We start from the raw sequence: 24652 nt of genomic DNA, 5'->3' as shown, positions 1-24652 counted from the left end.
TTTAATCTATAATTCTTTTCGAAGTCTTGCGACTGGGATATTCATCGCTTCTCGGTATTTAGCAACCGTTCTTCGGGCAATAGAATAACCTTTGTCTTTCAAGATTTCTGTTAGTTTTTCGTCAGCTAAGGGCTTGCGTTTATCTTCGTTCGCAATGCATTCCTCCAAGATTTTTTTAACCTCCTTGTTGGAAACTTCTTCTCCAGAATCGGTTTGGATTGCTTCGGAGAAAAATGATTTTAGCAGGAAAGTTCCAAATTCAGTTTGTACATACTTTGAATTGGCAACACGAGAAACCGTCGAAATATCCATATCAATCCGATCAGCAATGTCTTTCAGGATCATCGGTTTCAAAACACGATCATCGCCGGTCAAGAAATATTCATATTGATATTCCATGATGGCGTTCATTGTTTTAAGCAAGGTCTGCTGGCGTTGTTTTATGGCATCAATAAACCATTTCGCCGAATCCAATTTTTGCTTGACAAATTGAACGGCTTCCTTCATTTTTTTGTCTGACTTCTCCACTTTTTCATAGTGTTCAAACATTTCCTGATAGGATTTGGAAACACGTAATTCAGGTGCATTGCGGCCATTAAGGGTTAGGTGCAAAACACCGTCATTATTCGAAATATGGAAATCTGGAATTACATGCAACTGTTTGCCTGCAACAGCTCCGGAGTCGCCCGGTTTTGGATTCAATTTTAAGATTTCGTTAATGATATCTTTTAATTCTTCCGAATTGACGCCTAATTGTTTCTCGATTTTATCGTAATGCTTTTTTGTGAATTCTTCCAAGTAATCTTCTACTACACGAGTAGCCAAAACAATAGTTGGATTTTCTTGATCCTTTTTCTTTAATTGAATCAACAAGCATTCCTGTAAATCTCGTGCTCCGATACCCGGAGGATCAAATTCTTGAATGACTTTGAGCATATCTTCGACTTCGCTCTCTTCCACAAACGTGTTTTGAGAAAACGATAGATCATCCACTAAAGAAGGGATGGGTCTTCTTAGATATCCGTCATCATCGAGGCTTCCGATAATTTGTTGTCCAATCAGATAATTTTTGTCACTTAGGGCTAAAAGATCTAACTGATTCTGCAATTTCTCAAAGAACGAATCTTGAATGGCAATGGGTATTTCTTTGCGTTCTTCATCATCGTCACCGTTATAATTGCCTCCATAGTCTTTGTAATCATCTTCTTGAATATATTCATCAACGCTAAACTCTTCATCGAATGAACTTTCTTCCGAATTAAATTGTTCGTCAGGATCTTTGTCTGGATAATCCTCAATCGGCTCATTCATATTTGCAAGACTTCCATCTTCCAATGCAGGATTTTCTTCCAATTCTTCTTTAATCCGTGTATCTAATGAAACAGTAGGTACTTGCAATAACTTAATAAATTGTATTTGCTGGGGCGAAAGTTTCTGTAAAAGTTTTTGCTGTAACGTTTGTTTTAACATATTCTGACTTGATTACAGGGTAAAATTAAGGAATTAAAACCATTTTATGGGGAAAACGTTAATTTAAGGTATAATTTTTGATAGGCGTAATTTGTTGTAAGCGATTTAAACCTAGTTTATTGAAGTGTTAAAAATGGTTAATTTTAACACTTTGTTAAATTTTCTAATCAGTTAATTCAAATTATTCCAAAACAAATATTCATATTTACGCTATGTTTAGACAAATAAAAAACAAGTTTTTACGTTATTTAGTCATAGCTATCTATCTAATCATTTTGTTCACCTGTGCTGTTCAAATCAACTTTCTTGGGTTATTTGGCTATTCCCCTACAAAAAAAGATATTGTCCTTCCTAACTTGAACGTTTCTTCCGAATTGTACACGGCTGATTCGGTGTTGATTGGACGCTACTTCAAAGAAGATCGGGATCCTGTCCCTTATGATAGTATTTCCCCAAATGTATTGGAAGCATTAGTTGCAACTGAGGATGTTCGTTTCTATAAACATAATGGAGTTGATTTTTATGGAGTTGTAGCAGGTGCTTTCGGTGCTATTTCAGGAAACGGCAGAGGAGCAAGTACCATTACGCAACAATTGGCGAAAAATCTTTACCGCACCCGATATGCCCAATCTCAGGGACTTTTAGGAAAAATACCTGGCGTCAATATTCTTATCACAAAATATAAAGAATGGATGACTGCCTATAAATTAGAGCAACGCTATTCCAAACAAGAAATCATAACGATGTATTTGAACACTGTGTCTTTTAGCAATAATGCATACGGTATCAAATCTGCTTCTATCCGTTATTTCAATAAAATGCCGAGTGCGCTTACGGTCAATGAATCTGCCGTGTTGATTGGGATGCTCAAAGCAACGACCATGTATAATCCAACACGAAATCCAAAAAATGCATTTAACAGAAGAAATGTCGTATTGGGTCAGATGCTGAAAGAAGAGTACATCACGCAGGCGGAATTCGATTTATATAGCAAGGAGCCCTTAAATCTGAATTTAAATAATCAGGAAAATAAAACATCGAACGATTCTTATTTGCGTTCCGCAGTTGAAAAATGGCTTGAAAAATGGTCGGAGGAGAATGAAATTGATATTTATACAGCGGGGCTGAAAATTTACACGACCATTGATTCGCGCATGCAACAAATTGCGCAGGATGTGATGGAAGAGCAAATGAAAGTTTTGCAAAACCGTTTAGATAATATCTGGCGCGGTCAAGAACCTTGGCGAGATAAAAAGGGGGATGTAATTGTTGATTTTCTCCCAAACAATGCCCGCAAGTTGCCAATTTACAAATCTCTGTTAGAAAAGTATGGAAATGAAGAGGCCGTTTTTGCGGAGTTGAACAAACCCAAAGAAATGGAAATTTTTACTTGGGACGGAATGGAGAAGGTAACCATGTCATCTATGGATTCGTTAGCCCATTACCTGACTATGCTGAATACGGGAATTATGGCAATGGATCCCTATTCTGGCGAAGTAAAAGTTTGGATTGGTGGAATAAACCATGATTATTACAAATTTGACCACGTCAATCAAGCGAAACGGCAAGCTGGTTCTACCTTTAAGCCATTCGCTTATTTGGCAGCGCTGGAATCTGGATTGTCTCCTTGTGATACCTATGAAGATAAACCCATTAGTATTTCCTTTGTCAATAAACAGGGTGAGAATGAAATTTGGGAACCTAAAAATGCTGACTGGAATTTTTCTCATCAGAATATGTCTTTGCGCTGGGCTATGGCTCGGTCTTTAAATTCGATTACGGCTCAAGTAACGCAAGATGTAGGTTGGGATAAGGTCGTCGAAGTTGCCCACCGAGTGGGCATTGAAAGTCCTTTGGAGTCAGTTCCATCGGTAGGATTGGGTTCGAATGATGTTTCTGTTTTTGAAATGGTTCGGGCTTATGGAACAATGATGAACCAAGGAAAAAAAACCGATCCTATTTTGGTTTCTAAAATTCTGAATTCAGATGGCGAAACAATCGCGACATTTAAAACTAAACAAGAAGAAGTAATCGATCCCGAAAATGCTTGGTTGATGACTTACATGTTACGAGGAACTATAGAGGAACCGGGAGGAACGTCTCAAGCTTTGTGGGAATGGGATCTTTTTAAAGATGAGAACCAAATCGGAGGTAAAACAGGAACATCTTCTGATTATGTGGATGGATGGTATATGGGGGTAACCAAAGATTTAGTGGCAGGCGTTTGGGTAGGATGTGATGAGCAAAGCGTACATTTCACAAGCTCTTCAAATGGCGAAGGCTCTAAAACTGCCTTGCCTATTTACGCGAAGTTCATGGAAGAATTGTACAAAAGGCCAGAATTGGGTGTTACTTTAGGAAAGTTTCCAGAGCCAACGGTAGAAATCACTAAAAAATACAATTGTCCAAGTCCACGAATTCGGGTTCAACAAGATACCACAAACTTTGAAGTTGACGAAAATTTATTTGACGATAGCACAGAAAATTTGGAGGAAGAAAGCACTACGGTTAACCCTCCTGAGGAATAGTTGGAGCTTTTTTTATTTTCCGATACTGCATAGAGTAAGAAGAATTTATTTCTTATTTTTAGCAAGCCAATATTTTAATGATTTCTATGTTTACTAAAGCGTGTGTTAGCCGATTTGCTAAACTTCTTTTTTTAGGATTGCTGTTTCTGAGCCTTCCAGAATTTTCTTCGGCGCAATATTTTGGACAAAATAAAATGCGCTATAGGAAATTGAATTTTAAAGTTTACGATACTCCCCATTTTAATCTTTATTATTATCTGGATAACGACAGCATGGTTCGCTGGATCGCTAAAGAAAGTGAAATCTGGTACGACATGCACCAGCAGGTTTTCCAGGATACATTTTCAAGAAAAAATCCAATCGTACTATATAGCAATCATCCTGAATTTCAGCAAACAACGACTATTTCAGGAGAAATTGGTGTAGGTACAGGAGGTGTGACAGAAGCATTTAAACAGCGTGTGGTGATGCCTTTTATGCAAATCAATCAGCAAACACGGCATGTTTTGGGTCACGAGTTGGTCCACGCTTTCCAATATCGCGTACTGATGGAGGGAACGGATTCTACTAGCTTGCAAAATATCGGTAATGTTCCTTTATGGATGGTAGAAGGTATGGCAGAATATTTCTCAATCGGCAATAAAGATGCATTTACGTCCATGTGGATGCGTGATGCCTATGCGAATAGAGATATTCCGACGCTAAAGCAAATGACCGAACAGTCTTATAAGTATTTTCCTTACCGATTCGGTCAATCATTTTGGTCTTACATAGGTGGAACTTATGGCGATACGGTGATTATGCCTTTGTTTATCGAAACTGCAAAATACGGTTATGAAATCGCGGTAAAAAGGGTTTTTGGATACGACGCTGCGACAATTTCAACGCTCTGGAAAAACAGTTTAGAGACTACTTATAAAAATTTAAACAAAGACACGACCTCAAGGCCTATTGGCAAGGCGCTTTTGACAAAGGCGAATTCGGGAAGAATGAATGTGTCTCCGGCCATTTCTCCTGATGGAAAATATGTAGCTTTTCTTTCAGAAAGAGATCTTTTTAGCATTGATTTATACCTCGCTGACGCGCAGACTGGAACCGTCGTTCGAAAATTGGGCAGTCGGTTGACGAATAAAGATATTGATGAATTTAGTTTTCTGGAATCCGCTGGAACGTTTTCTCCGGATAGCAAGAAATTTGCTTTTTCGGTCTTCAACGATGGCAAAAATAAATTGATGACAGTCGATGTGGCAACCGGCAAAACTTTATCGGTCACTGCGATGGGTGATATCAATGAATTTACGAACATAACTTGGTCGCCTGACGGAAATTTGGTTGCTTTTTCTGGACTAAAAAATGGGCATAGCGATATCTATACCTATAATTTAAGTGCTGGAGAATTGACTCAATTGACGAATGATGTGTATTCTGATTTTCAGCCTAGTTTTTCCAGAAATGGAAAATTTATTGTTTTCAGTACGGATAGAGTAGCTTTACAATCTGATTTCAAATCGGTCGATATTCCAATGAATTTGGCTATTCTAGATATCAGTACAAAAGCAATCGAAAATCTTTCAATTTTTCCGGGCGCAAATAATTTAAATCCACATTTCTCATCAAATGACGAATCGATTTATTTTTTATCGAATGGCGATGGATTTAGGAATATGTACCGCTACGCTATTAATTCCAAATCTGTTGAGAAATTGACAGATTATTTTACTGGAATTAGTGGAATAACAGAATACTCTCCTGCGATGAGTATTTCTTTGAATGATGAAATTGTGTATTCTTATTTCAAGAATAATGAATATCAGGTTTACCGCGCAGATGCTGCAGAATTTAATCCGATAAATGTAGACCCTATTGCAACAAATTTTGACGCCGCGATATTGCCGCCAACAAGTTTTAGAGGCGTAAATGTAGTCAATGCAAACCTTGAGAATTTTAATGAGTACGAACGAATTGACGATGTTCAGATTACTGAAATTCCATACACACCGAAGTTTAAGCTGGATTATCTTGCAAATAGTGGGGTAGGAGTTTCGGTTGGTTCTCGCTATGGCGCTGGAATTGCAAGCGGTATTCAAGGAATGTTTTCCGATATTTTAGGATACAATCAAATCTTTGCAGCCGTAAATATTAATGGGGGAGTTTATGATTTTGGTGCACAATTGGCGTACATAAATCAAAAAAGCCGCTTTAATTGGGGTTTCTCAGTTTCCCATATTCCTTACCTATCCGCATTTAACATGTATGATTATCGGGACATCAGCGGAAGTGGTATTGAGGAAAATGTTTTGGACACGTACATCATGAGAACCTTTATGCAACAGGTTGAAGGTTTCGTTGCTTTCCCGTTCAATCGCCACCATCGTGTCGAAGCCAGCGCTGCTTTAGAGCGCTATTCCTATCGTGTAGATCGCTGGTCGCAAGGATATTCAACGAATTATTCGACCCGCGAAAAAATTTCAAATGAAGAAGCAAGTGAAATGTTGAACATAAACATGGATTTGAATGCGAAATTTCTTCAGAAAGTAGGAGCAGGTTTTGTTGGAGATAATTCTGTCTTTGGAATTGCTGCGCCCTTACAAGGATATCGATATCGTTTGGGTGCTGACCAATATTTTGGTGACTTGAATTTTACTGCAGTAAATCTGGATTTGAGAAAATACAATCGGTACAAGCCGGTAACTTTAGCTGCACGATTTTATTCATACATGCGTGTAGGACAGAATGAAGAAGGAATTTATCCTTTGTACATTGGCTATCCACACTTAGTTCGCGGCTATTCATCAGGCGATTTTGATACTTCTGGAAAGATTACATTGTCTGATTTGATGGGTTCTAGAACAGCTGTCGCAAATTTTGAAGTGCGTATTCCATTTACAGGGCCTGAAAAACTAGCTGCTATTAAATCCAATTTCTTGTTTACAGATTTGAACTTTTTTATTGATGGAGGATTGGCATGGAATGGAGGTGATAAGATTGTCGGTTCGGTAAATGACAAACCGATGATTGAAGCGACTGATTCCAATGGAAATGTTGTGGTGGATGATAGCGGAAATCCAATCTTGGAGCCAGATCCGACCTATAGAATTCCAGTTTTTAGTGCAGGCGTTTCTTTGCGCGTGAATCTTTTTGGGGCAATGATATTGGAACCGTTCTATGCAATTCCTTTTCAGAAATCTAGAGCGAAGTTTGGAACCTTTGGTTTAAACTTTACGCCGGGATGGTAGTCTAATCCTATAATTAAGAGTATTTAGGTTGTTAAGGGTCGTTGTTTATGTATTGGATGCATAAGCAGCGACTTTTTTTGTTCTCAAAGGCATCGCCGTAACACATAAATTTAACCAGTTCGGATTTGTTTTACGGATTAAGCGCTCAATTTGCATACGTGTATAATTCCTTAATTCAGATACTTTCTTCTCTGCAAGAAATGGATTTGAAAATTCTTCAGAAAAAACGACTCTATTTAAATTCCCAAATGCTGAAAACAACGTTTTATTGTGGTTTTGCAATTCAAAAATCGTTTGCGATAAATTAGTGGATGTGCCAATTTCTAAAAATTTGCGATTGGAATCTGTTACTATATAAACGACTACATTATTCATAAAACAATTATTTGACTAAAAAATTTGGTATTTTGGACCGTAATTACTAATTTTATTGGCACAATATTACTAATAATTTTAGTATTTAAAAATTTATTTTAAAAAAATATGTCAAATATTGCCTCCAATCTGAAATACCTTAGACGTAAAAAGAGCTTGACACAGCAGCAGTTTGCGGATTTAATGGAAATAAAGCGTGCTTCCGTGGGCGCTTATGAAGAAGATCGCGCAGAACCCAAATATGAACTACTAAAAAAAATAGCTGAATATTACGAGTTGTCGATGGATGAATTGGCGAATGATACAATCGATGAAAAGTGGAAGCCAGTAGCAAGAAGCAATGCTTCGAATTTGCGCGTGTTGAGCATTTCAGTGGATAGTGACGATAGAGAAAATATAGAATTGGTTCCGGTAAAAGCAAGTGCAGGCTATTTAAATGGCTACGCAGACCCAGAGTATGTAGCTGATTTGCCGAAATTCTCCTTGCCGATGTTTAATCAAGGAACTTTTAGAGCGTTTGAAATTAAAGGTGATTCGATGTTGCCGCTAACATCTGGCAGTATTATTATCGGAGAGTATGTTGAGAATTGGCATGACATAAAACCTGGACAAACTTATGTCATTATTTCTAAAAATGATGGTGTAGTCTATAAACGTATTGCGTTTAAATTTAAAGAAGAAAAAGGATTGAAATTGGTATCCGATAATAAGGTGTATGAACCTTATTGGGTTGAGTCGGATGATTTGCTTGAAATCTGGAAAGCAAAAGCATTTATCAGCACGGATTTGCCTGAGCCTACGCAAGAACCTACGTTGGAAGCATTGACCAGCATGATGACACAAATGCAAAAAACCATTACGGCAGTCGTTGAGAACAAAAATTAAGTACCGATAGATTTATATTTTAAGTTTTGAATATATTTTTATACCTTTGTATTATCTGAAAGGAAGGGGGCATAATATGCCCCCTTTTTTAATTCTTAATTGAAATCCAGTGCTATGCAAATTGAAAAACGAGTTAGGGAATTAGTAGAAGAAAAAATCGCGGATCGTGATGATTTGTTTATCGTGAGTATCCAGTTTCAAGCCAACGGATTGTTAGAGATTTTAATCGATGGCGACCAAGGATTAGCGATTGAAGATTGTGCGAAAGTAAGCCGTCATGTTGGTTTTTTCTTGGAAGAGGAAAATGTGATTGATAAAGCTTATCGCTTGCAGGTTTCTTCTCCAGGGATTGATTCTCCGCTTGTGCTACAACGCCAATATGCTAAAAATATCGGCAGAGAAGTGAAAATCAAAACAGAGGATGGAAGCAAACGTGAAGGAAAATTGATTTCCATCACAGACGATTCGGTTACGATAGAAGAAAAAGTAAAAGAAAAAGGGAAGAAGGCTGTACAAGTTGCAGCAGAAATCCCGTTTAAGGAAATAAAGGAAACCAAGGTGTTAATTTCATTTAAATAAAAATGAGCAGCAATATCAATTTGATTGACTCTTTTCAGGAGTTTAAAGAGTTCAAGAATATCGACCGTCCAACGGTCATTACCGTTTTGGAAGAAGTGTTTAGAAGCATGATTCGTAAGCGTTTTGGTACAGATGAAAATGTCGATGTAATTGTCAATCCTGACAATGGTGACTTAGAAATCTGGAGAACACGTACGGTAATGGAAGATGGTTTTTCGGAAGATGATGATTTAGAAATTGAATTATCTGAAGTGCAACAATTCGATGCAGATTTAGAAGTTGGAGACGAATACATCGAACAGATCACTTTAGAGAGTTTCGGTCGTCGCGCTATTTTAGCTGCTCGTCAAACGTTGGTTTCTAAAGTCTTAGAATTGGAGAAAGACGAAGTATTCAAAAAATACAAAGATCGTGAAGGTGAATTGGTAATCGGTGAGGTTTATCAGATTTGGAAAAAAGAGATTTTGGTTTTGGATGAAGACGGTAACGAATTAATCCTTCCAAAAACTGAACAAATTCCTGCAGATTATTTCAAAAAAGGAGATAGCATTCGTGCGGTAGTTTACAAAGTAGACATGATGAATAATAATCCAAAAATTATTATTTCTCGTACAGCTCCAGAATTTTTACAGCGTTTATTTGAATTAGAAGTTCCTGAGATTTTTGATGGATTGATTACCATTAAGAAAATCGTTCGCGAACCCGGAGAGCGTGCAAAAGTTGCTGTTGAATCATACGATGACCGTATCGATCCAGTTGGTGCTTGTGTGGGTATGAAAGGCTCTAGGATTCATGGTATCGTGAGAGAATTGCGCAATGAAAATATTGACGTAATTAACTTCACAACAAATAATTCATTGTACATCACACGTGCATTGAGCCCTGCTCGTATTTCATCTATTAAATTAGACGATGATGATAAAGCAGCTGCAGTTTATTTGAAACCAGACCAAGTTTCTTTAGCAATCGGCCGTGGTGGACATAACATCAAATTAGCTGGTAAATTGACAGGATACGAAATTGATGTCTACCGTGAGAATGATGAGGTGGAGGAAGATGTGGATATCGAAGAGTTTGCAGATGAAATCGATAGCTGGATTATCGATGAATTTAAACGTGTTGGATTAGATAGTGCGAAATCAGTTTTAGCATTGACAGAAGAAGAGTTAATGAGACGTACGGATTTAGAAGAAGACACTATTCACGAGATTGTTCGTATTCTACAAGCAGAATTTGAATAATTATCAATTTGTAAAAAATTGTTAATTCCGTGTAAAAAAACATATTTTTGTACTATAAAAAAAATAGAGAGTAATATTAGATGACAGAAGGAAAAAGCGTAAACTTGCTAAAAGCAGCGAAAGAACTAAATATTGGTATTGGTACTGCTGTGGATTTTTTAGTGAAGAAAGGATTTGATGTCGAATCAAAACCTAGCACTAAATTATCTCCAGATATGTATACTGTTCTTTTGAAAGAATTTCAAGGTGACAAAATTGTAAAAGACGAAGCTAAACAAATTGTTATTGGTAAAATTCGTCGTGATGAAACACCTGCAGCTGGCAACGCAGTTACTCCAACTGATTCTAATTCAGATAAAGAGGATGTAGCTGATTTTAAAGAAATCTTAATTAAGAACGCTACTACGGAAGAGCTTCCGGTTAAAAAGGCTGAACCTGTTGCTGAAGTCCCTGAGGAGAAAAAGCAAGAGGATACGGGCGCGTTGAAAGTTGTCGGTAAAATTGATTTAGACAGTTTGAAGAGAGGGGTGTCAAAACCTAAAGCAGAAGAAGCGAAAGCTCCTGAACCTGAAAAAGCTCCAGAGCCTGTTAAAGTCGAAACTCCTGCTCCGGTTGAAACTCCTGTTCAAGAGAAGGAAGTTGCAAAACCTGCACCTGAAAAAATCGAAGAACCTGTGGTTGAGAAGCCTGTTGAAAAAGAAACAAAAGTTGAACCTGTTGTAGAAAAACGTGTTCAGAAAATAGAAACACCCGTTGTGGAAGAGAAGAAAGTAGAAAAACCTGCTGTAGCTGCTCCTCAAATCAACAGAGATTCAAAACCAGTTATTCAACCCGTGAAACAAGAAGAGCCAAAAGCAAAAGTTGTGCCTCCAGTGGATCAAGTTATTCGTGCACGTTCGGAAACCTTAAGTGGTCCTAAAGTGATCGGAAAAATTGAATTGCCAGTCGCTCGCTCTAACAAACCTGTAGCTTCATCATCGAACGCTGCCGGAAATGATAACAAACGTAAACGTAAGCGTACGAATAAACCAGGAGCTCCTGGCGATTCGAATAATACGCCAAATACAAATAATCCAAACCAGGGAGTTAATAGACCTGGTCAGCACCATAACAATAACAGACCTGGTGGTCCAGGACAAAATCGTCCAGGAGGCGGTGGTAACCATCCGAATGCAAATCGCGGAGGTGGAAATCGCCCTGATAACCGTGGTAAAGGAAGACCTAACGATCCGAAAGAAGAACCTTCGGAAAAAGAAATCCAAGACCAAATCAAAGCAACACTTGCTCGTTTAAGTGGAGCTGGTAAGTCGGGTAAATTCGCACAACGTGCAAAACTACGTCGTCAAAAACGTGATGATGTTGCTCTTTCTGCGGAAGAAGCTGCATTAGAACAAGAAATGCAATCCAAAATTCTGAAAGTAACTGAATTTGTTACTGCGAATGAATTGGCAAACTTAATGGACGTCTCGGTTACGCAAGTTATCGGTACATGTATGAGTTTGGGAATGTTTGTGTCGATCAATCAACGTTTAGATGCAGAAACTTTGTCAATCGTTGCTGATGAGTTTGGTTACCAAATCGAATTTATCAAACCAGAAGATGAAGAAGATTCTGAATTGGAAGTTCCAGATACTGAAGCTGATTTAGTGCCAAGAGCGCCGATCGTAACGGTGATGGGTCACGTCGATCACGGTAAAACATCTTTATTGGATTATGTTCGTAAAGCGAACGTAACTGGAGGTGAAGCCGGTGGTATTACGCAACACATTGGAGCGTATGCGGTGACTTTAGATGGAGGTAGAAAAATTACATTTTTAGATACTCCTGGTCACGAAGCATTTACGGCGATGCGTGCTCGTGGTGCGAAAGTAACGGATATCGTTATTATCGTTATCGCAGCGGATGATGCGGTGATGCCTCAAACAAAAGAAGCAATTAACCATGCGCAAGCAGCGAATGTGCCTATTGTATTTGCTTTCACGAAAGTAGATAAACCAGGTGCAAATGCGGATCGTATCCGTGAGCAGCTTTCTGCAATGAATATTTTAGTAGAAGATTGGGGCGGAAAATTCCAAGCTCAAGAAATCTCGGCAAAAACCGGTGAAAATGTAGAACTTTTATTAGAGAAAGTTTTATTAGAAGCCGAAATGTTAGATCTTAAAGCGGATCCTAAGAAACGTGCTGTAGGTTCAGTAATCGAAGCGGCATTAGATAAAGGTAGAGGTATTGTGACAACCGTATTGGTTCAAGGTGGAACATTGCGTGTTGGAGACCCAATCTTAGCAGGTTCACATAGCGGTAAGGTGAAAGCTTTGACCAACGAACGTGGCGAACGTGTGAAAGAAGCCGGTCCTTCGGTTCCTGTTCAGATTCTAGGTATGTCTGGTGCGCCTACTGCAGGTGATAAGATTTACGTGATGGAAAGCGAATCTGAAGCACGTCAAATGGCTAGCAAACGTCTGCAATTGCAACGTGAGCAAGGTATGCGTGCTACGAAACACATTACTTTGGAAGAAATTGGTCGTCGTTTGGCAATCGGTAACTTTAAAGAATTGAATGTAATCGTGAAAGGTGATGTGGATGGTTCTATCGAGGCATTATCCGATTCATTATTGAAATTATCGACTGATGAGATTCAAGTGAATGTAATCCACAAATCAGTCGGTGCGATTTCAGAATCCGATGTGTTATTAGCGTCAGCATCTGATGCAATTATTATTGGTTTCCAAGTTCGTCCTTCACAAGGAGCACGTAAATTGGCTGAACAAGAGCAAATCGATATCCGTATGTACTCAATCATCTATGATGCAATTGAAGAATTGAAATCAGCGATGGAAGGTATGTTGGCTCCGAAATTTGAAGAGAAAATTGTGGCTAACGTTGAAATACGTGAGACATTTAAAATCTCTAAAGTCGGAACAATTGCTGGATGTATGGTATTGGATGGTAAAATCTCAAGAAACAACGATATTCGTATCATTAGAGATGGCGTCGTAGTTCATACAGGACGATTAGCTTCATTGAAACGCTTTAAAGATGATGTGAAAGAAGTTTCATTCGGTTACGAATGTGGTTTGAACATCGACCGCTACAACGATATCCAAGTTGGTGATATTGTAGAAGCTTACGAACAAGTAGAAGTAAAACGTAAGTTAAACTAAGTTTAACTGACTAAATACAAATCCCGATAGATGTAGATTTATCGGGATTTTTTTGTGGATTTTTGCTTGATTCCCTTTATGGAATTGAATAATTGCCACATCCTGTTTTTAGTCCATCAATAATTTGTTATTTATAACAGAAGCCATTATTTTTATACCATGCACAAGTTTCAGGTTAAATCGATTATTCGACAACCCAATAATAATGTCACTATTCAATTCGAAGATACCTTAGGTACTTTTCCAATCTATAAAGCGGGTCAATTTCTTACCTTATGTTTTACTTTTGGCGAGCGTGAAGTTCGACGTTCGTATTCGTTTAGCAGTTCTCCTGACGTAAATGAACCCATTGCTATCACGGTAAAACGTGTAGACAATGGAGAGATTTCAAGATTATTGCACCATAAATTAGAAGTTGGCGATGTAATCGATGTGCTAGACCCTCAGGGACTATTTTATTATGAACCTCAACAAGAGAGCGACAATACGCTGTTCTTATTTGGAGCTGGTGTCGGAATTACTCCGCTGTTTTCGATTCTTAAAACGGCTTTGACTAAAGAAAATCATTCTAAAGTAATCTTGGTCTACAGCAATAGTTCGAAAGAGCAAACAATTTTCTATGAAGAATTGCAGAGCTGGCAGGAAAAATATCCTGAACGGCTTAGTATTTATTGGCTGTTCTCTAATTCCAAAAACTTGCTCAATGCGCGATTGAATCGTGATTATGTAATTCAAATCGTCAATAAACACTCGGAATCCATAGACAATTCCATATTTTATACTTGCGGGCCGATTTTCTACATGGATTTGTGTCGATTTACCCTATTAGGAATGGGATTTCCTGATGAACATATTCGGAAAGAGACATTTCATTTTCCGGAGGAAGAAGAAGATGATGACGAACACGATGCGGTTGAGGTCGATACAAAAAGCTATTCCGTTAAGCTCATTTTTCAAGAGAATGAATACAATTTATTAGTTCCCTATGACCAGACTATCCTAAATATCGGCTTGGACCATAAGATTAAATTACCTTATTCTTGTAAGTCTGGAATGTGCAGTACATGCATTTCGCAAGTGACTTCAGGAGCTGTCCGAATGGATTATAATGAAGTCTTAACTGACCGTGAAGTAGAGAATGGCAAATGTCTGATTTGCACATCCCATCCTTTAGAAAATGGTACAACTATCGAAGTTTATTAACTACAATTTGTTTATGAAAATACTTGCTTTAATCTTCAGCTTATTCCTTAGCTTTTCGGCGCTAGCACAGCAGAGTTATAAAATCACTTATTTGCGGAGTAGCCATGATCAAGTAATTGAAAACCAAGACCCAATTATCTTATTCGCGAATAAAAGCGAGACCGCATTAACGAGCGGAAAAATCGTTGACGGAAAAGCTAAGTTTCCCTATGAACGTACTTTTACGACGACTGCATCCGCGAAGAATTTCTATAAAGTCACAAACTTTTCTGAAAGTAAAGAAATAGCGACTATAGATTCGTTAAGTCTAAACCGGTATGCATTCGAACTTTTAGATGAAGAGAAAGAAATTCTTGGCTATAAAGTCAAAAAAGCAAAAACGCTAGTCAATAGCAACACAATCGAAGTCTGGTATACAAATGCATTGGACATCAAAGGCGGTCCAAATGAAACCGGTCAAAGTTTAGGTCTGGTGCTCGAATATGTCCGCAATGGAAATTCAGCCATAACGGCAAGTTCTATCGAAAAAATCAATGAAATTCCAGCGTTGGTGAAAATGCCTGCACATCTGACTTTTTTGGATGAGTTGACATATCGGGATGAAGTATGGAAAAGCAGATTTATTCAAATTCCGATTTTTAAGAACGAGAAAATCAATTTTAGCGACGAAGCCAAATCTGATTCTATTTTGCGCTTTGCGAACGGAACAGTTATTTTGAAGAAAGTGAAAATTCCTGAATTTGCTAAGGAAAGCCAGGGTTTTATTGAATTGGTTGAAAAATCAAATGGTGATGCTTATGACCGCACAGGTTCGGTTTTTATGATTGCTGAAGACCAAGCGCAATCTTTTTTCGACGGAATGAAGAACGGCATGGCCACTTTGCCGTTTTACGAAGATGCTACGGGTAAAAAGTATCAAGGCATGGTTCGCACAGATGGCTATTCGCCAGTTTTTGAACTTATGCGTTTCTTCACGCCATTCGGCGTTAGCCATTTTAATAAAAACTTGACATTAAAAGGGAAGACTTGGCAAGATAGCGTTTCGTACCGCCAAGACATCAGCGAGTTTCTCCCTGTCATGGCAGGGAAGGAAGTGTATATCGGGACGTACATTGGCAACTATGATAAAGGAGGGCACAAGGTTAGTTTAGAATTGACTATCCATCCTGGAAATTCCAATTCGATTATTGCACAAAATATACTGTCTATATTCAATACCACCAACGTGATGGAAATGGGAGGTCAGGATTACGCTACTTTATTTGGACAAGAGAAAGGCTTGGAGGTGACGTTTACATTGCCACAGGACGCTAAAAATGCGAAATTGCGATACATTACCACAGGACATGGCGGTTGGGGAGAAGGAGATGAATTTGTTCCAAAAGTCAATAGCATTTTCTTAGACAATGAACTGGCATTTAAGTTTACGCCTTGGCGAGTTGATTGCGGTTCATATCGACTGTATAATCCCGTTTCAGGAAATTTCGGAAATGGGCTTTCATCATCCGATTTAAGCCGGTCGAACTGGTGCCCCGGAACCATTACGTATCCGAACTACATCGACTTAGGCGATTTAAAGGCTGGAACACATACCATCCGTGTACATATTCCGCAAGGTGCTCCAGAGGGTTCAAGTTTTAGTTTCTGGAATGTCTCGGGAGCGTTGATTTACGATTAAGTTAATTTGCAGAGCTGAACTTTTGGCATATTCTATTATATTTTAACTTTGGTCATCCAGGTCCAAAGTTGATGTTGAATTTTTTTTAAAACCCAGAACACCCATTTCTCCGTTAATTTCTGTTTAATAAAATATACTTTTTAGATAAATAATTTACTAAATGTATATTTTAATCTTATTTTTTAAATTTATTTTGTTTTTTGTTAGGATAGATTTATATTTAATCTTGCGACAGCAGTAGATTAGTAATATTAACCCTTGGAGTATTTCGCTGATTTTTTTGTAATTTCTTTTAGATAAAGTTCATTTTGGGGGCTAAACATGCTCTTGGTTAGTAATGATCTACTATAAAATGTTGACGATTATGTGAAAATATTAAATACATTTTTATATAAATCTACCTTATAAACATTTTAACTATGGAAAAACAGAAACACCTGACGCTAAGGATTGTTCTATTTTTTAGCGTATTTCTAATTTCAATTCATGGGATTGCACAACCATTTAGAATGGGGCAACAAATTGTGGTCAATCAGCTGATTGTTTTAGAATCGAAGACGAATGCTTTGGTTATCCAGGAGGATAACGGAAAGAATTTAACATTAGCCTATTTCGGAAAAAAATTAAGTAACCAGAAGGAGTATGAACTAATTCGCAACGGCTACAAATTGTCACGGGATTATTCGAGTCTTTCAAATTCCATTTACACGCCCTCAGGCTCTAGGAATATTTTAGAGCCAGCAATTACTGCAATTCATGCAGATGGAAATGCTTCTTTAGTACTTAGTTATGTAAATCATAAAACGGAACAAATCGACAAAAATGTGTCATTGTTGTCGATAACTTTAAGGGATACGATTTATGATTTTACTGTCAATCTCTATTACAAATGCTTCTACGAAGAAGACGTTATTGTCCAATGGTCAAGTATAGAGCACAATGAAAAAGGAAATGTCCAATTGCAAAAATTCGCCTCTGCTAATTTGGTATTGAAAGCCCCGTCCTATTATTTATACCATCATCATGGAGATTGGAATAGGGAAATGCAATCAGAAGAAACGAAACTGACCCACGGTATTTTTACGTTGGACAGTAAGTTGGGGACTAGAGCCAATCAACTTATAGCGTCTAGCTTCATGATTTCATTAAAAGAACCATCGACAGAAGATTCTGGTGAAGTGTTATTTGGAGCACTTGCATACACGGGTAATTTTAAGATGGAATTTGAATTGGACTACATCAATAATCTGAGAATAATTGCAGGCATTAACAATTTCGCATCAACGTATACTTTAAAGCCAAAGGAAATATTTACCACTCCTCAGCTTGTGTATACGCTATCAAATGAAGGAAAAGGAAAAGCTTCTAGAAATTTACATGATTGGATGCGAAAATACCAACTTCTTGATGGCGAAGGTGAACGGTTGACCTTGTTAAATAACTGGGAAGCCACTCATTTCGATTTTGATGAAACTATTCTCAAAGATCTTATCAAAGATACGAAGAAGTTGGGCGTAGAATTATTTCTGTTAGACGACGGTTGGTTTGGGAATAAATATCCAAGAGTCAACGCGAACGCAGGTTTGGGGGATTGGGAGCCAAATAGAACTAGATTGCCTAACGGAATAGCTTCTTTGGTTGAGGAAGCGAAAGCGAATGGAGTGAAATTTGGTATTTGGATAGAACCAGAGATGGTAAACCCTAAGTCTGAATTGTATGAAAATCATCCAGATTGGGTTATCAAACAACCACAAAGAGCACCGCATTATTCTAGAAACCAGCTTGTATTGGATTTGTCAAATCCTAAGGTTCAAGATTACGTATTTAAAGTTGTTGATGATTTATTTACTCAAAATCCAGAATTGGCTCATATAAAATGGGATTGCAATTCGTTGATTAGCAATGCTTATTCTTCCTACTTAAATAATCAGCAACATTTTTACATAGAATATGTAAGAGGATTGAATAATGTGTTTAGGAGAATTCGTGAGAAATATCCGAAGGTTCCCATTATGCTGTGCTCAGGCGGCGGTGGGCGTGTCGACTATAGCGCAATGCGATATTTCACAGAATTTTGGCCATCGGATAATACAGATCCGCTGGAAAGGATTTTCATGCAGTATGAGTATTCCTATTTCTATCCTTCAATGACTATTTCAAGCCATGTCACAGATATGGGTAAACAACCCATCAAGTACAGAACGGACGTAGCAATGATGGGAAAGTTGGGGTTTGATATTGTTGTCGCTAGTTTAAATGAAACAGATTTGATGTTTTGCCAAAATGCGGTAAAGTTATATGACGGGTTAAGGGATGTTATTTGGCATGGAGATTTATACAGATTGGCAGATCCTAAAGTCGAAAATTTTTCATCTATCCTATACTTGGATAAGAATAGGAAGGAAGGTGTTTTGTTCAATTATCTCGTGAATAATCGCTATCAGGAGGGAAGTCAATTTCCTGTAAGATTGAAGGATTTAAATCCAGCTAAAAATTACAAAGTTGAAGAAGTCAATTTATATCCTGAGACAAAAAGCACATTTGATAGTTCTAAAAATTATTCTGGAGAATATTTGATGTCAGTCGGTATAAACCCCGATGTTTCATCAAGAAGGATGAGCGTGATTTTGAAAATTAATGAACTATAGTATTTGCAAAATACTTATCTGATTTATTATTAATTAGCTAACGTATAGGGTCGCTGTAATGCTGATGCTTTCGTGTTTATAAAAAGCTATTTCCAATTACAAATGAGCCCTATGAAAAACTTTAAGATTATGAAAAATCTAAAATCATTTCATACACCGTTTTTTCACCTTTTTATATTTGTTTTATGTCTATTAATTTCCAACAATAGTTTTTCTGATGTAAGGAATCGTCAAGAGGAAATCAATGTAAAAGGCAAAATAATCGATTCATTAACTAAGCAGCCATTAGCTGGTGTGACGGTTATTGAACTAAAATCGAAAATATCTGCTATTTCAGATGTTAATGGAGAATTTACTTTGACAAAAGTTCCGAGTAATGGGAAACTTGTAATCAGCTTTTTGGGAATGAATACTATTGAAATAAATATCGATGGTAAGAAACAATTTTTAATTGAGTTATCGGCATCGTCATCAGCAATAGATGAAGTTATCGTCGTTGGTTATGGGGTTCAGAAACGGGAGACATTAACTGGTTCGGTCGCCGTGGTTCAAGGCACAGAGCTAGAAAAGTCACCAGCAATTAACCTATCCAATACTTTAGCAGGTAGGTTGCCGGGTGTAGTAGCAACGAATAGCAGTGGTGAGCCCGGATATGATGGATCTTCCATCAGAATCAGAGGGATAAACACTTTGGGCGATAGCGGGCCTTTGGTAGTAATTGACGGGATTCCCGCTAGAACTGGAGGGCTAGAGCGACTTAATTCCGTAGATATCGATAACATATCGGTTTTAAAAGACGCTTCAGCAGCCATATATGGTGCTCGAGCCGCTAATGGCGTTATTCTCATTACCACAAAAAAGGGAAAATTGGGCAAGCCAAATCTCTCCTACAGCTTCAACAAAGGATATTCGCAACCTACCGTTATCCCTGAACTAGCGGATGCTGCGCAGTATGCGGAAATGAGCAATGAATTAGAAATTTACAAACTGCCTGTGGAAGAATGGGCTGCTGCTTTATCAAGTTTTAATTCATCTGGAAGCTACACCACTGCAAACGGAACAGTCTCTACTGCGCCATTTAGTCCTGAAGATATCCAATTGTTTATCGATGGAACGGATCCTTGGCATCATCCAAATACCGATTGGTTTGATGCAACATTAAAAGAATGGTCTCCTCAGGAAAAACATAATGTTCAGATAAATGGCGGAACTGACGATTTTACTTATTTAATGTCTTTAGGTTATCAAAACCAAGATGGTTATTACAAAAATTCTGCGACTGGATACCAACAATACGATATGCGGATTAATTTGGATGCTAAAATTAACAAATATATTAAGACACAATTTGGTATACTTGGACGCCAGGAAAATCGCGACTTTCCAACAAAGTCTGCGTATGATATCTTTAGAATGCTGATGCGTGGAGATCCTACCCAGCCGGCCTATTGGCCCAATGGATTACCTGGTCCTGATATTGAATATGGAGAAAATCCAGTGGTTATTACAACTAATCTGACAGGATATCATAGAGACAAAAGGTATTACTTTCAGTCCAACGGTTCACTAGAAATTACAAATCCATGGGTTAAGGGACTTAAACTATCCATGAATGCGGCGGTGGATAGGTATAATCTAAAAACGAAAAGATGGGAAATTCCCTGGATTCTATATACTTGGCAAGGAGATTATGAAGCGGATGGGGTGACACCTTTGTTAGTCGGAAGTGAAAGAGGACCTGCTGAACCAAATCTAACACAAAGTGATGAAGATCAATTAAACATTTTCCTAGGCTCTGTGCTTTCCTATGAGAATACCTTTGATAGCCATTATGTTAACTTTTTAGCTGGTGTAAACAGAGAAACCATTCGGAATGATTCATTTAGTGCCTACAGGCGATATTTTTTATCCGATGGTATTGATTATTTATTCGCTGGCGGTGACGAAGAAAAGGACAATGATGGAAGTGCTTGGGAACGAGCTCGCCTAAATTATTTTGGAAGAGTGAACTACAATTATAAAAGTAAGTATCTAATCGAATTTTTATGGAGGTATGACGGCTCATACATGTTTCCAGATGAAAGCAGATATGGTTTCTTTCCAGGCATAATGGTTGGATGGCTAGCGTCAGAAGAAGGTTTTTGGAAGAAGAACGTGCCTTTCATAAATTATTTTAAAATTAGAGCTTCTTACGGGCAAATGGGTAATGATAATATTTACTATGATAGTGCTCTACAAGAATATCAATACTATTCGACTTATTCTTTCGGTTCGTACATAATTGATAATGAGGTTGTAAATACCCTTTACGAAACTCGCGTTCCGAATGAATTCATCACTTGGGAGGTTGCCAATAACTACAATTTGGGTTTTGATTTTCAATTTCTTGAAGGAAGATTCAATGCCGAATTTGATATTTTTAAAAATAGAAGAAACAGCATCTTATGGCGAAGAAATGCGTCAATTCCAGAAAGTACAGGAATGATCTTGCCAGCAGAAAATATCGGTGTAGTCGACAACGCCGGCTATGAATTTAACGTAGGATACAAAGATAAATTTGGTGATTTTGGTTGGAGGTTGTCCGTAAATGGCGGTTACGCAAAAAACGAGATTGTTTTTTGGGACGAGGCACCTGGAGCTCCAGAATGGCAACAAAGTACTGGAAAGCCAATTAATACCTCAAATTATTACATCTATGATGGTGTGTTTGCAACTCAAGAAGAAATTGATAATAATACAATAGATTATAGTTCTCTGACTGGAACATTAAGGCCGGGTGACATGAAATATTTAGACTATAATGGCGATGGTCGTATTACGGGAGATGATATGGTGCGGCGAGATAAAAGCAATGTTCCTACATTTCAAGGAGGCTTAAATATTGGATTAACTTACAAAGATTTCGATTTGTCAATATTATTCCAAGGCGCGACTGGTGCTGAAATACGCGTTGGAACGGAAGAATCTGGAGCGATAGGAAACTATTTGTTAGAATTTTATGAAAATCGTTGGACGATAGAGAATCCTAGCAGTGAACATCCAAGAATTACAGACCGTAGTGACCAATATTATTCTTACGATAATACCTATTGGTTACGGAGTACAGATTATATTCGCTTGAAAAACTTAGAATTAGGATACAATTTACCGCAAAAATCGCTATCTAAATTAAAGATTAGTCAGTTACGCTTATTCGTGAGCGGTCAGAATTTATCGACTTGGAGTAAGATAAAAATTTATGATCCTGAATCTACAAATTCTTTAGGTCAATATTATCCTCAAGCAAGAGTGATAAATATGGGAGCTTTTATCAAATTTTAATTTAAGAACTTATGAAAAATTTAATTCTAATATCAATTATTGCTATATCAATTAGTTATTCATGTAATGATGATTTCTTGAATACAGAACCTTTAGACGAGGTTTCGGAGGAAGCTGTTTGGACTGATCCTGCTTTGGCAGAAGCATTTATTTATGACATTTATAATGGTTTTGGGAATGCGGGATTTTATGAACAACAAATGGCATCCATGACGGATGAAGCACTGTTCACACATCCCGGTAGAGGGATTAATGTGGTTACTGAAAGTAGATCAAGCTCGACATCCCAAGGATATATTATGGCAACGTACGATTATAGCAATTTATATTCAAGAATCCGTTCTTCGAATATAGCCATTTTAAATCTTAGAAATCCGCAATTCGATGATCCTGAACAAGTTGCTATTCTGTTGGGTCAGGCCTATTTTTTGCGAGCATATTATTATAACCAGCTTTTGCGCTTTTATGGAGCTGTTCCTATCGTTGATTTTGTCTATGAGCTTGGAGATGACGATTATACAATAGCTCGTAATACGTATGAAGAATGCGTTAACTTTATTATCGACGATTGTGATTCAGCAGCATTTCTGCTTAAAGATGTAGAAGAACTAGACGGTAGAGCTACTGATTTGGCAGCATTGGCGTTAAAGTCAAGAGTATTAACTTATGCAGCAAGTGATTTACATGATGAGGCTACAGCTAAAGCGAAGTCAAGTACAATTAGTTCGTATGCCAATTACGAACTATTGGGTTATACATCTGGAAGCAGAACCGATCGGTGGCAGAAGGCAAAAGATGCATCCTTTGCAGTTTTGGCGAGAACAGATCACGCTTATAAATTAGATCTAACGCAACCTGCCACAGTAACAGAAGCGATAGAAAACTACTCCTCTATTGCTATGGGTGGTGGCAGCAATGTTGTAAGTGCGGATGGGAAAATAGATCTTATTTTGGGAAGATTTTTTAATAACCTAAAGGATGAATCTGGTGCATATATAGGTTTATATAATGGACCAAATGGATACCATAAATGGTCTGGAAATACGCCTACACAACTTCTTGTCGATGATTATGAAACGATAACGGGAGAAAAATTTAATTGGTCAAACCCTGTTCACGCAAGTGCTCCATACCAAAATAGAGATCCAAGATTTTATGCGACCATTATGTATGATGGATCTAATTGGAAAGTGCGAACAGATGACGTAATCAATTTAGATCCCGTAAGTCAAATCCAAGCCGGTCAGTATGAAATTGGAAATGCTTCGGGTACGAAAACTATACATGCAGGATTAGATACAAGGAATAGTTCAATTGAAGATTGGAATGGTTCATACACAGGGTATTGTTATAGAAAATTTACTGATCCTGATCCTGCGATTGTCGATCAAAATACCCGTCAACAAATCCCATACCCAATTTTGAGGTATACAGAGGCTGTACTTAACTATATAGAAGCGTGTATAGAATTGGGTCAAGAGGCTGAGGCGAGAACTTGGTTAAATAAAATCCGCTTCAGGTCGGGAATGCCTGCTGTTGAAGACACCGGCGAATCTTTAAGAGATCGGTATAGAAATGAGCGCCGTGTGGAGATGGCTTACGAAGAACAACGATTCTTTGACGCTAGAAGATGGATGATAGCAGCAACAACCCTAGGTAGAAAAGTTACCATAATAAGTATATTTGGAACCCTTAAGGCAGGGAAGGAGGTAAGCGTTTATGCATATAATACGGATAACTATACTTACACTTATACCGTAAATACCCTAGATCCTGGAATAGAGAATAGAGCATGGCTTGACAAAATGTATTTTACTTCATTTCATCGCGATGAAATAAATAGAAATACGAAGTTAATTCAAAATCCAGGCTACGATTAAATCAAGATTTATTATTCATTTTATCCAAAGCAAATGAATTGCTTTGGATAAAATGAATAAGTATTGCACAAAATCCGGCGTGAATAAATTGAGAGGGCAAAGCTCCAAAGTTCTCGACCATGCATGTGCCGAACATAAGCAATAACATTAAAAAAGCAGAGCCAAATGCTGAAAATCGCGTAAATAATCCGACTAATAAAAGTAATCCAAAAACAAATTCCGCAATTGGAATTGCATAGCTCAAGGGCATGACCAATATGGAAGGAAGCATCGAATTTTCAAATTCTTTTAGCATGCCGTCACTAAAGGTTTGAAGTTTTGGCAGACGGACTAATCCATGTCCAAAAAGACTGATGGCTACGGATAAGCGGATGATTAAGTAACTGATTTTGTTCATTTTTAATTCAAAAGTAAAAATTCAAAAACCTATTCAAAGGTTTTTAGTTT

The 24652-nt window shown here is 37.7% G+C and carries 14 protein-coding genes; 11 read left to right on the top strand and 3 right to left on the bottom strand.

What is annotated here, in order from left to right; translation table 11 throughout:
- Positions 1-6 precede the first annotated feature (6 nt).
- Positions 7-1470 carry an RNA polymerase factor sigma-54 gene (gene rpoN, locus C4F49_RS04455; RefSeq protein WP_196934679.1) on the bottom strand — a complete coding sequence of 488 codons (1464 nt, stop codon included), beginning with the start codon at positions 1468-1470 and terminating at the stop codon, positions 7-9.
- A 212-nt stretch (positions 1471-1682) separates the two neighbouring features.
- On the opposite strand from rpoN, the gene C4F49_RS04450 reads away from it, so the two are divergent.
- Together C4F49_RS04450 and C4F49_RS04445 are read left to right on the top strand one after the other, a co-directional pair.
- The gene (locus C4F49_RS04450) at positions 1683-3998 is read left to right on the top strand and encodes a penicillin-binding protein 1A (RefSeq protein WP_196934678.1); all 2316 of its coding nucleotides are present in this window, start codon (positions 1683-1685) and stop codon (positions 3996-3998) included.
- A gap of 86 nt (positions 3999-4084) precedes the next feature.
- Positions 4085-7234: a DPP IV N-terminal domain-containing protein gene (locus C4F49_RS04445; RefSeq protein WP_196934677.1), complete on the top strand. Its 3150-nt coding sequence runs from the start codon at positions 4085-4087 to the stop codon at positions 7232-7234.
- 45 nt (positions 7235-7279) lie between these two features.
- Here the strand turns inward: C4F49_RS04445 and C4F49_RS04440 are convergent, their stop codons facing one another.
- Positions 7280-7609 (bottom strand): GIY-YIG nuclease family protein, encoded by a 330-nt coding sequence (locus C4F49_RS04440; RefSeq protein ID WP_196934676.1) that lies wholly within the window; start codon positions 7607-7609, stop codon positions 7280-7282.
- A 108-nt stretch (positions 7610-7717) separates the two neighbouring features.
- Here C4F49_RS04440 and C4F49_RS04435 point away from each other — a divergent pair, with 108 nt between their 5' ends.
- The 9 genes from C4F49_RS04435 (at position 7718) to C4F49_RS04395 (ending at position 24205) form a co-directional block, all read left to right on the top strand.
- The gene (locus C4F49_RS04435; RefSeq protein WP_196934675.1) at positions 7718-8494 is read left to right on the top strand and encodes an XRE family transcriptional regulator; all 777 of its coding nucleotides are present in this window, start codon (positions 7718-7720) and stop codon (positions 8492-8494) included.
- Positions 8495-8608: 114 nt separating this feature from the next.
- Entirely contained in the window at positions 8609-9073 is a 465-nt protein-coding gene (gene rimP, locus C4F49_RS04430; RefSeq protein WP_196934674.1) for a ribosome assembly cofactor RimP, read from the top strand.
- Between the two features lie 2 nt (positions 9074-9075).
- A complete protein-coding gene (nusA, locus tag C4F49_RS04425; RefSeq protein ID WP_196934673.1) occupies positions 9076-10314 on the top strand; it encodes a transcription termination factor NusA in 1239 nt (412 codons plus the stop codon).
- Positions 10315-10394: 80 nt separating this feature from the next.
- Positions 10395-13475, top strand: a complete 3081-nt coding sequence (gene infB / locus C4F49_RS04420; RefSeq protein ID WP_196934672.1) for a translation initiation factor IF-2 — start codon at positions 10395-10397, stop codon at positions 13473-13475.
- Positions 13476-13634: 159 nt separating this feature from the next.
- Positions 13635-14678: a 2Fe-2S iron-sulfur cluster-binding protein gene (locus C4F49_RS04415; protein WP_196934671.1), complete on the top strand. Its 1044-nt coding sequence runs from the start codon at positions 13635-13637 to the stop codon at positions 14676-14678.
- Between the two features lie 13 nt (positions 14679-14691).
- A complete protein-coding gene (locus C4F49_RS04410; RefSeq protein ID WP_196934670.1) occupies positions 14692-16356 on the top strand; it encodes a PNGase F N-terminal domain-containing protein in 1665 nt (554 codons plus the stop codon).
- A 419-nt stretch (positions 16357-16775) separates the two neighbouring features.
- A complete protein-coding gene (locus C4F49_RS04405; RefSeq protein WP_231388206.1) occupies positions 16776-19004 on the top strand; it encodes an alpha-galactosidase in 2229 nt (742 codons plus the stop codon).
- Between the two features lie 129 nt (positions 19005-19133).
- Positions 19134-22325 (top strand): SusC/RagA family TonB-linked outer membrane protein, encoded by a 3192-nt coding sequence (locus C4F49_RS04400; RefSeq protein ID WP_231388205.1) that lies wholly within the window; start codon positions 19134-19136, stop codon positions 22323-22325.
- A gap of 11 nt (positions 22326-22336) precedes the next feature.
- Complete coding sequence (locus tag C4F49_RS04395; RefSeq protein WP_196934668.1) at positions 22337-24205, top strand: RagB/SusD family nutrient uptake outer membrane protein; 1869 nt, start codon at positions 22337-22339, stop codon at positions 24203-24205.
- Position 24206: 1 nt separating this feature from the next.
- Here C4F49_RS04395 and C4F49_RS04390 read toward each other — a convergent pair whose 3' ends face one another.
- The gene (locus C4F49_RS04390; protein WP_196934667.1) at positions 24207-24602 is read right to left on the bottom strand and encodes a DoxX family membrane protein; all 396 of its coding nucleotides are present in this window, start codon (positions 24600-24602) and stop codon (positions 24207-24209) included.
- Between the last annotated feature and the right edge of the window lie 50 nt (positions 24603-24652).

The organism is Sphingobacterium hungaricum (assembly GCF_015210005.1).
In the GTDB taxonomy this organism is placed as follows: Bacteria; Bacteroidota; Bacteroidia; order Sphingobacteriales; family Sphingobacteriaceae; genus Sphingobacterium; species Sphingobacterium hungaricum.
The sequence above is the reverse complement of the archived record's forward strand: the minus strand, read 5'-3'. Positions and strand labels throughout refer to the sequence as shown.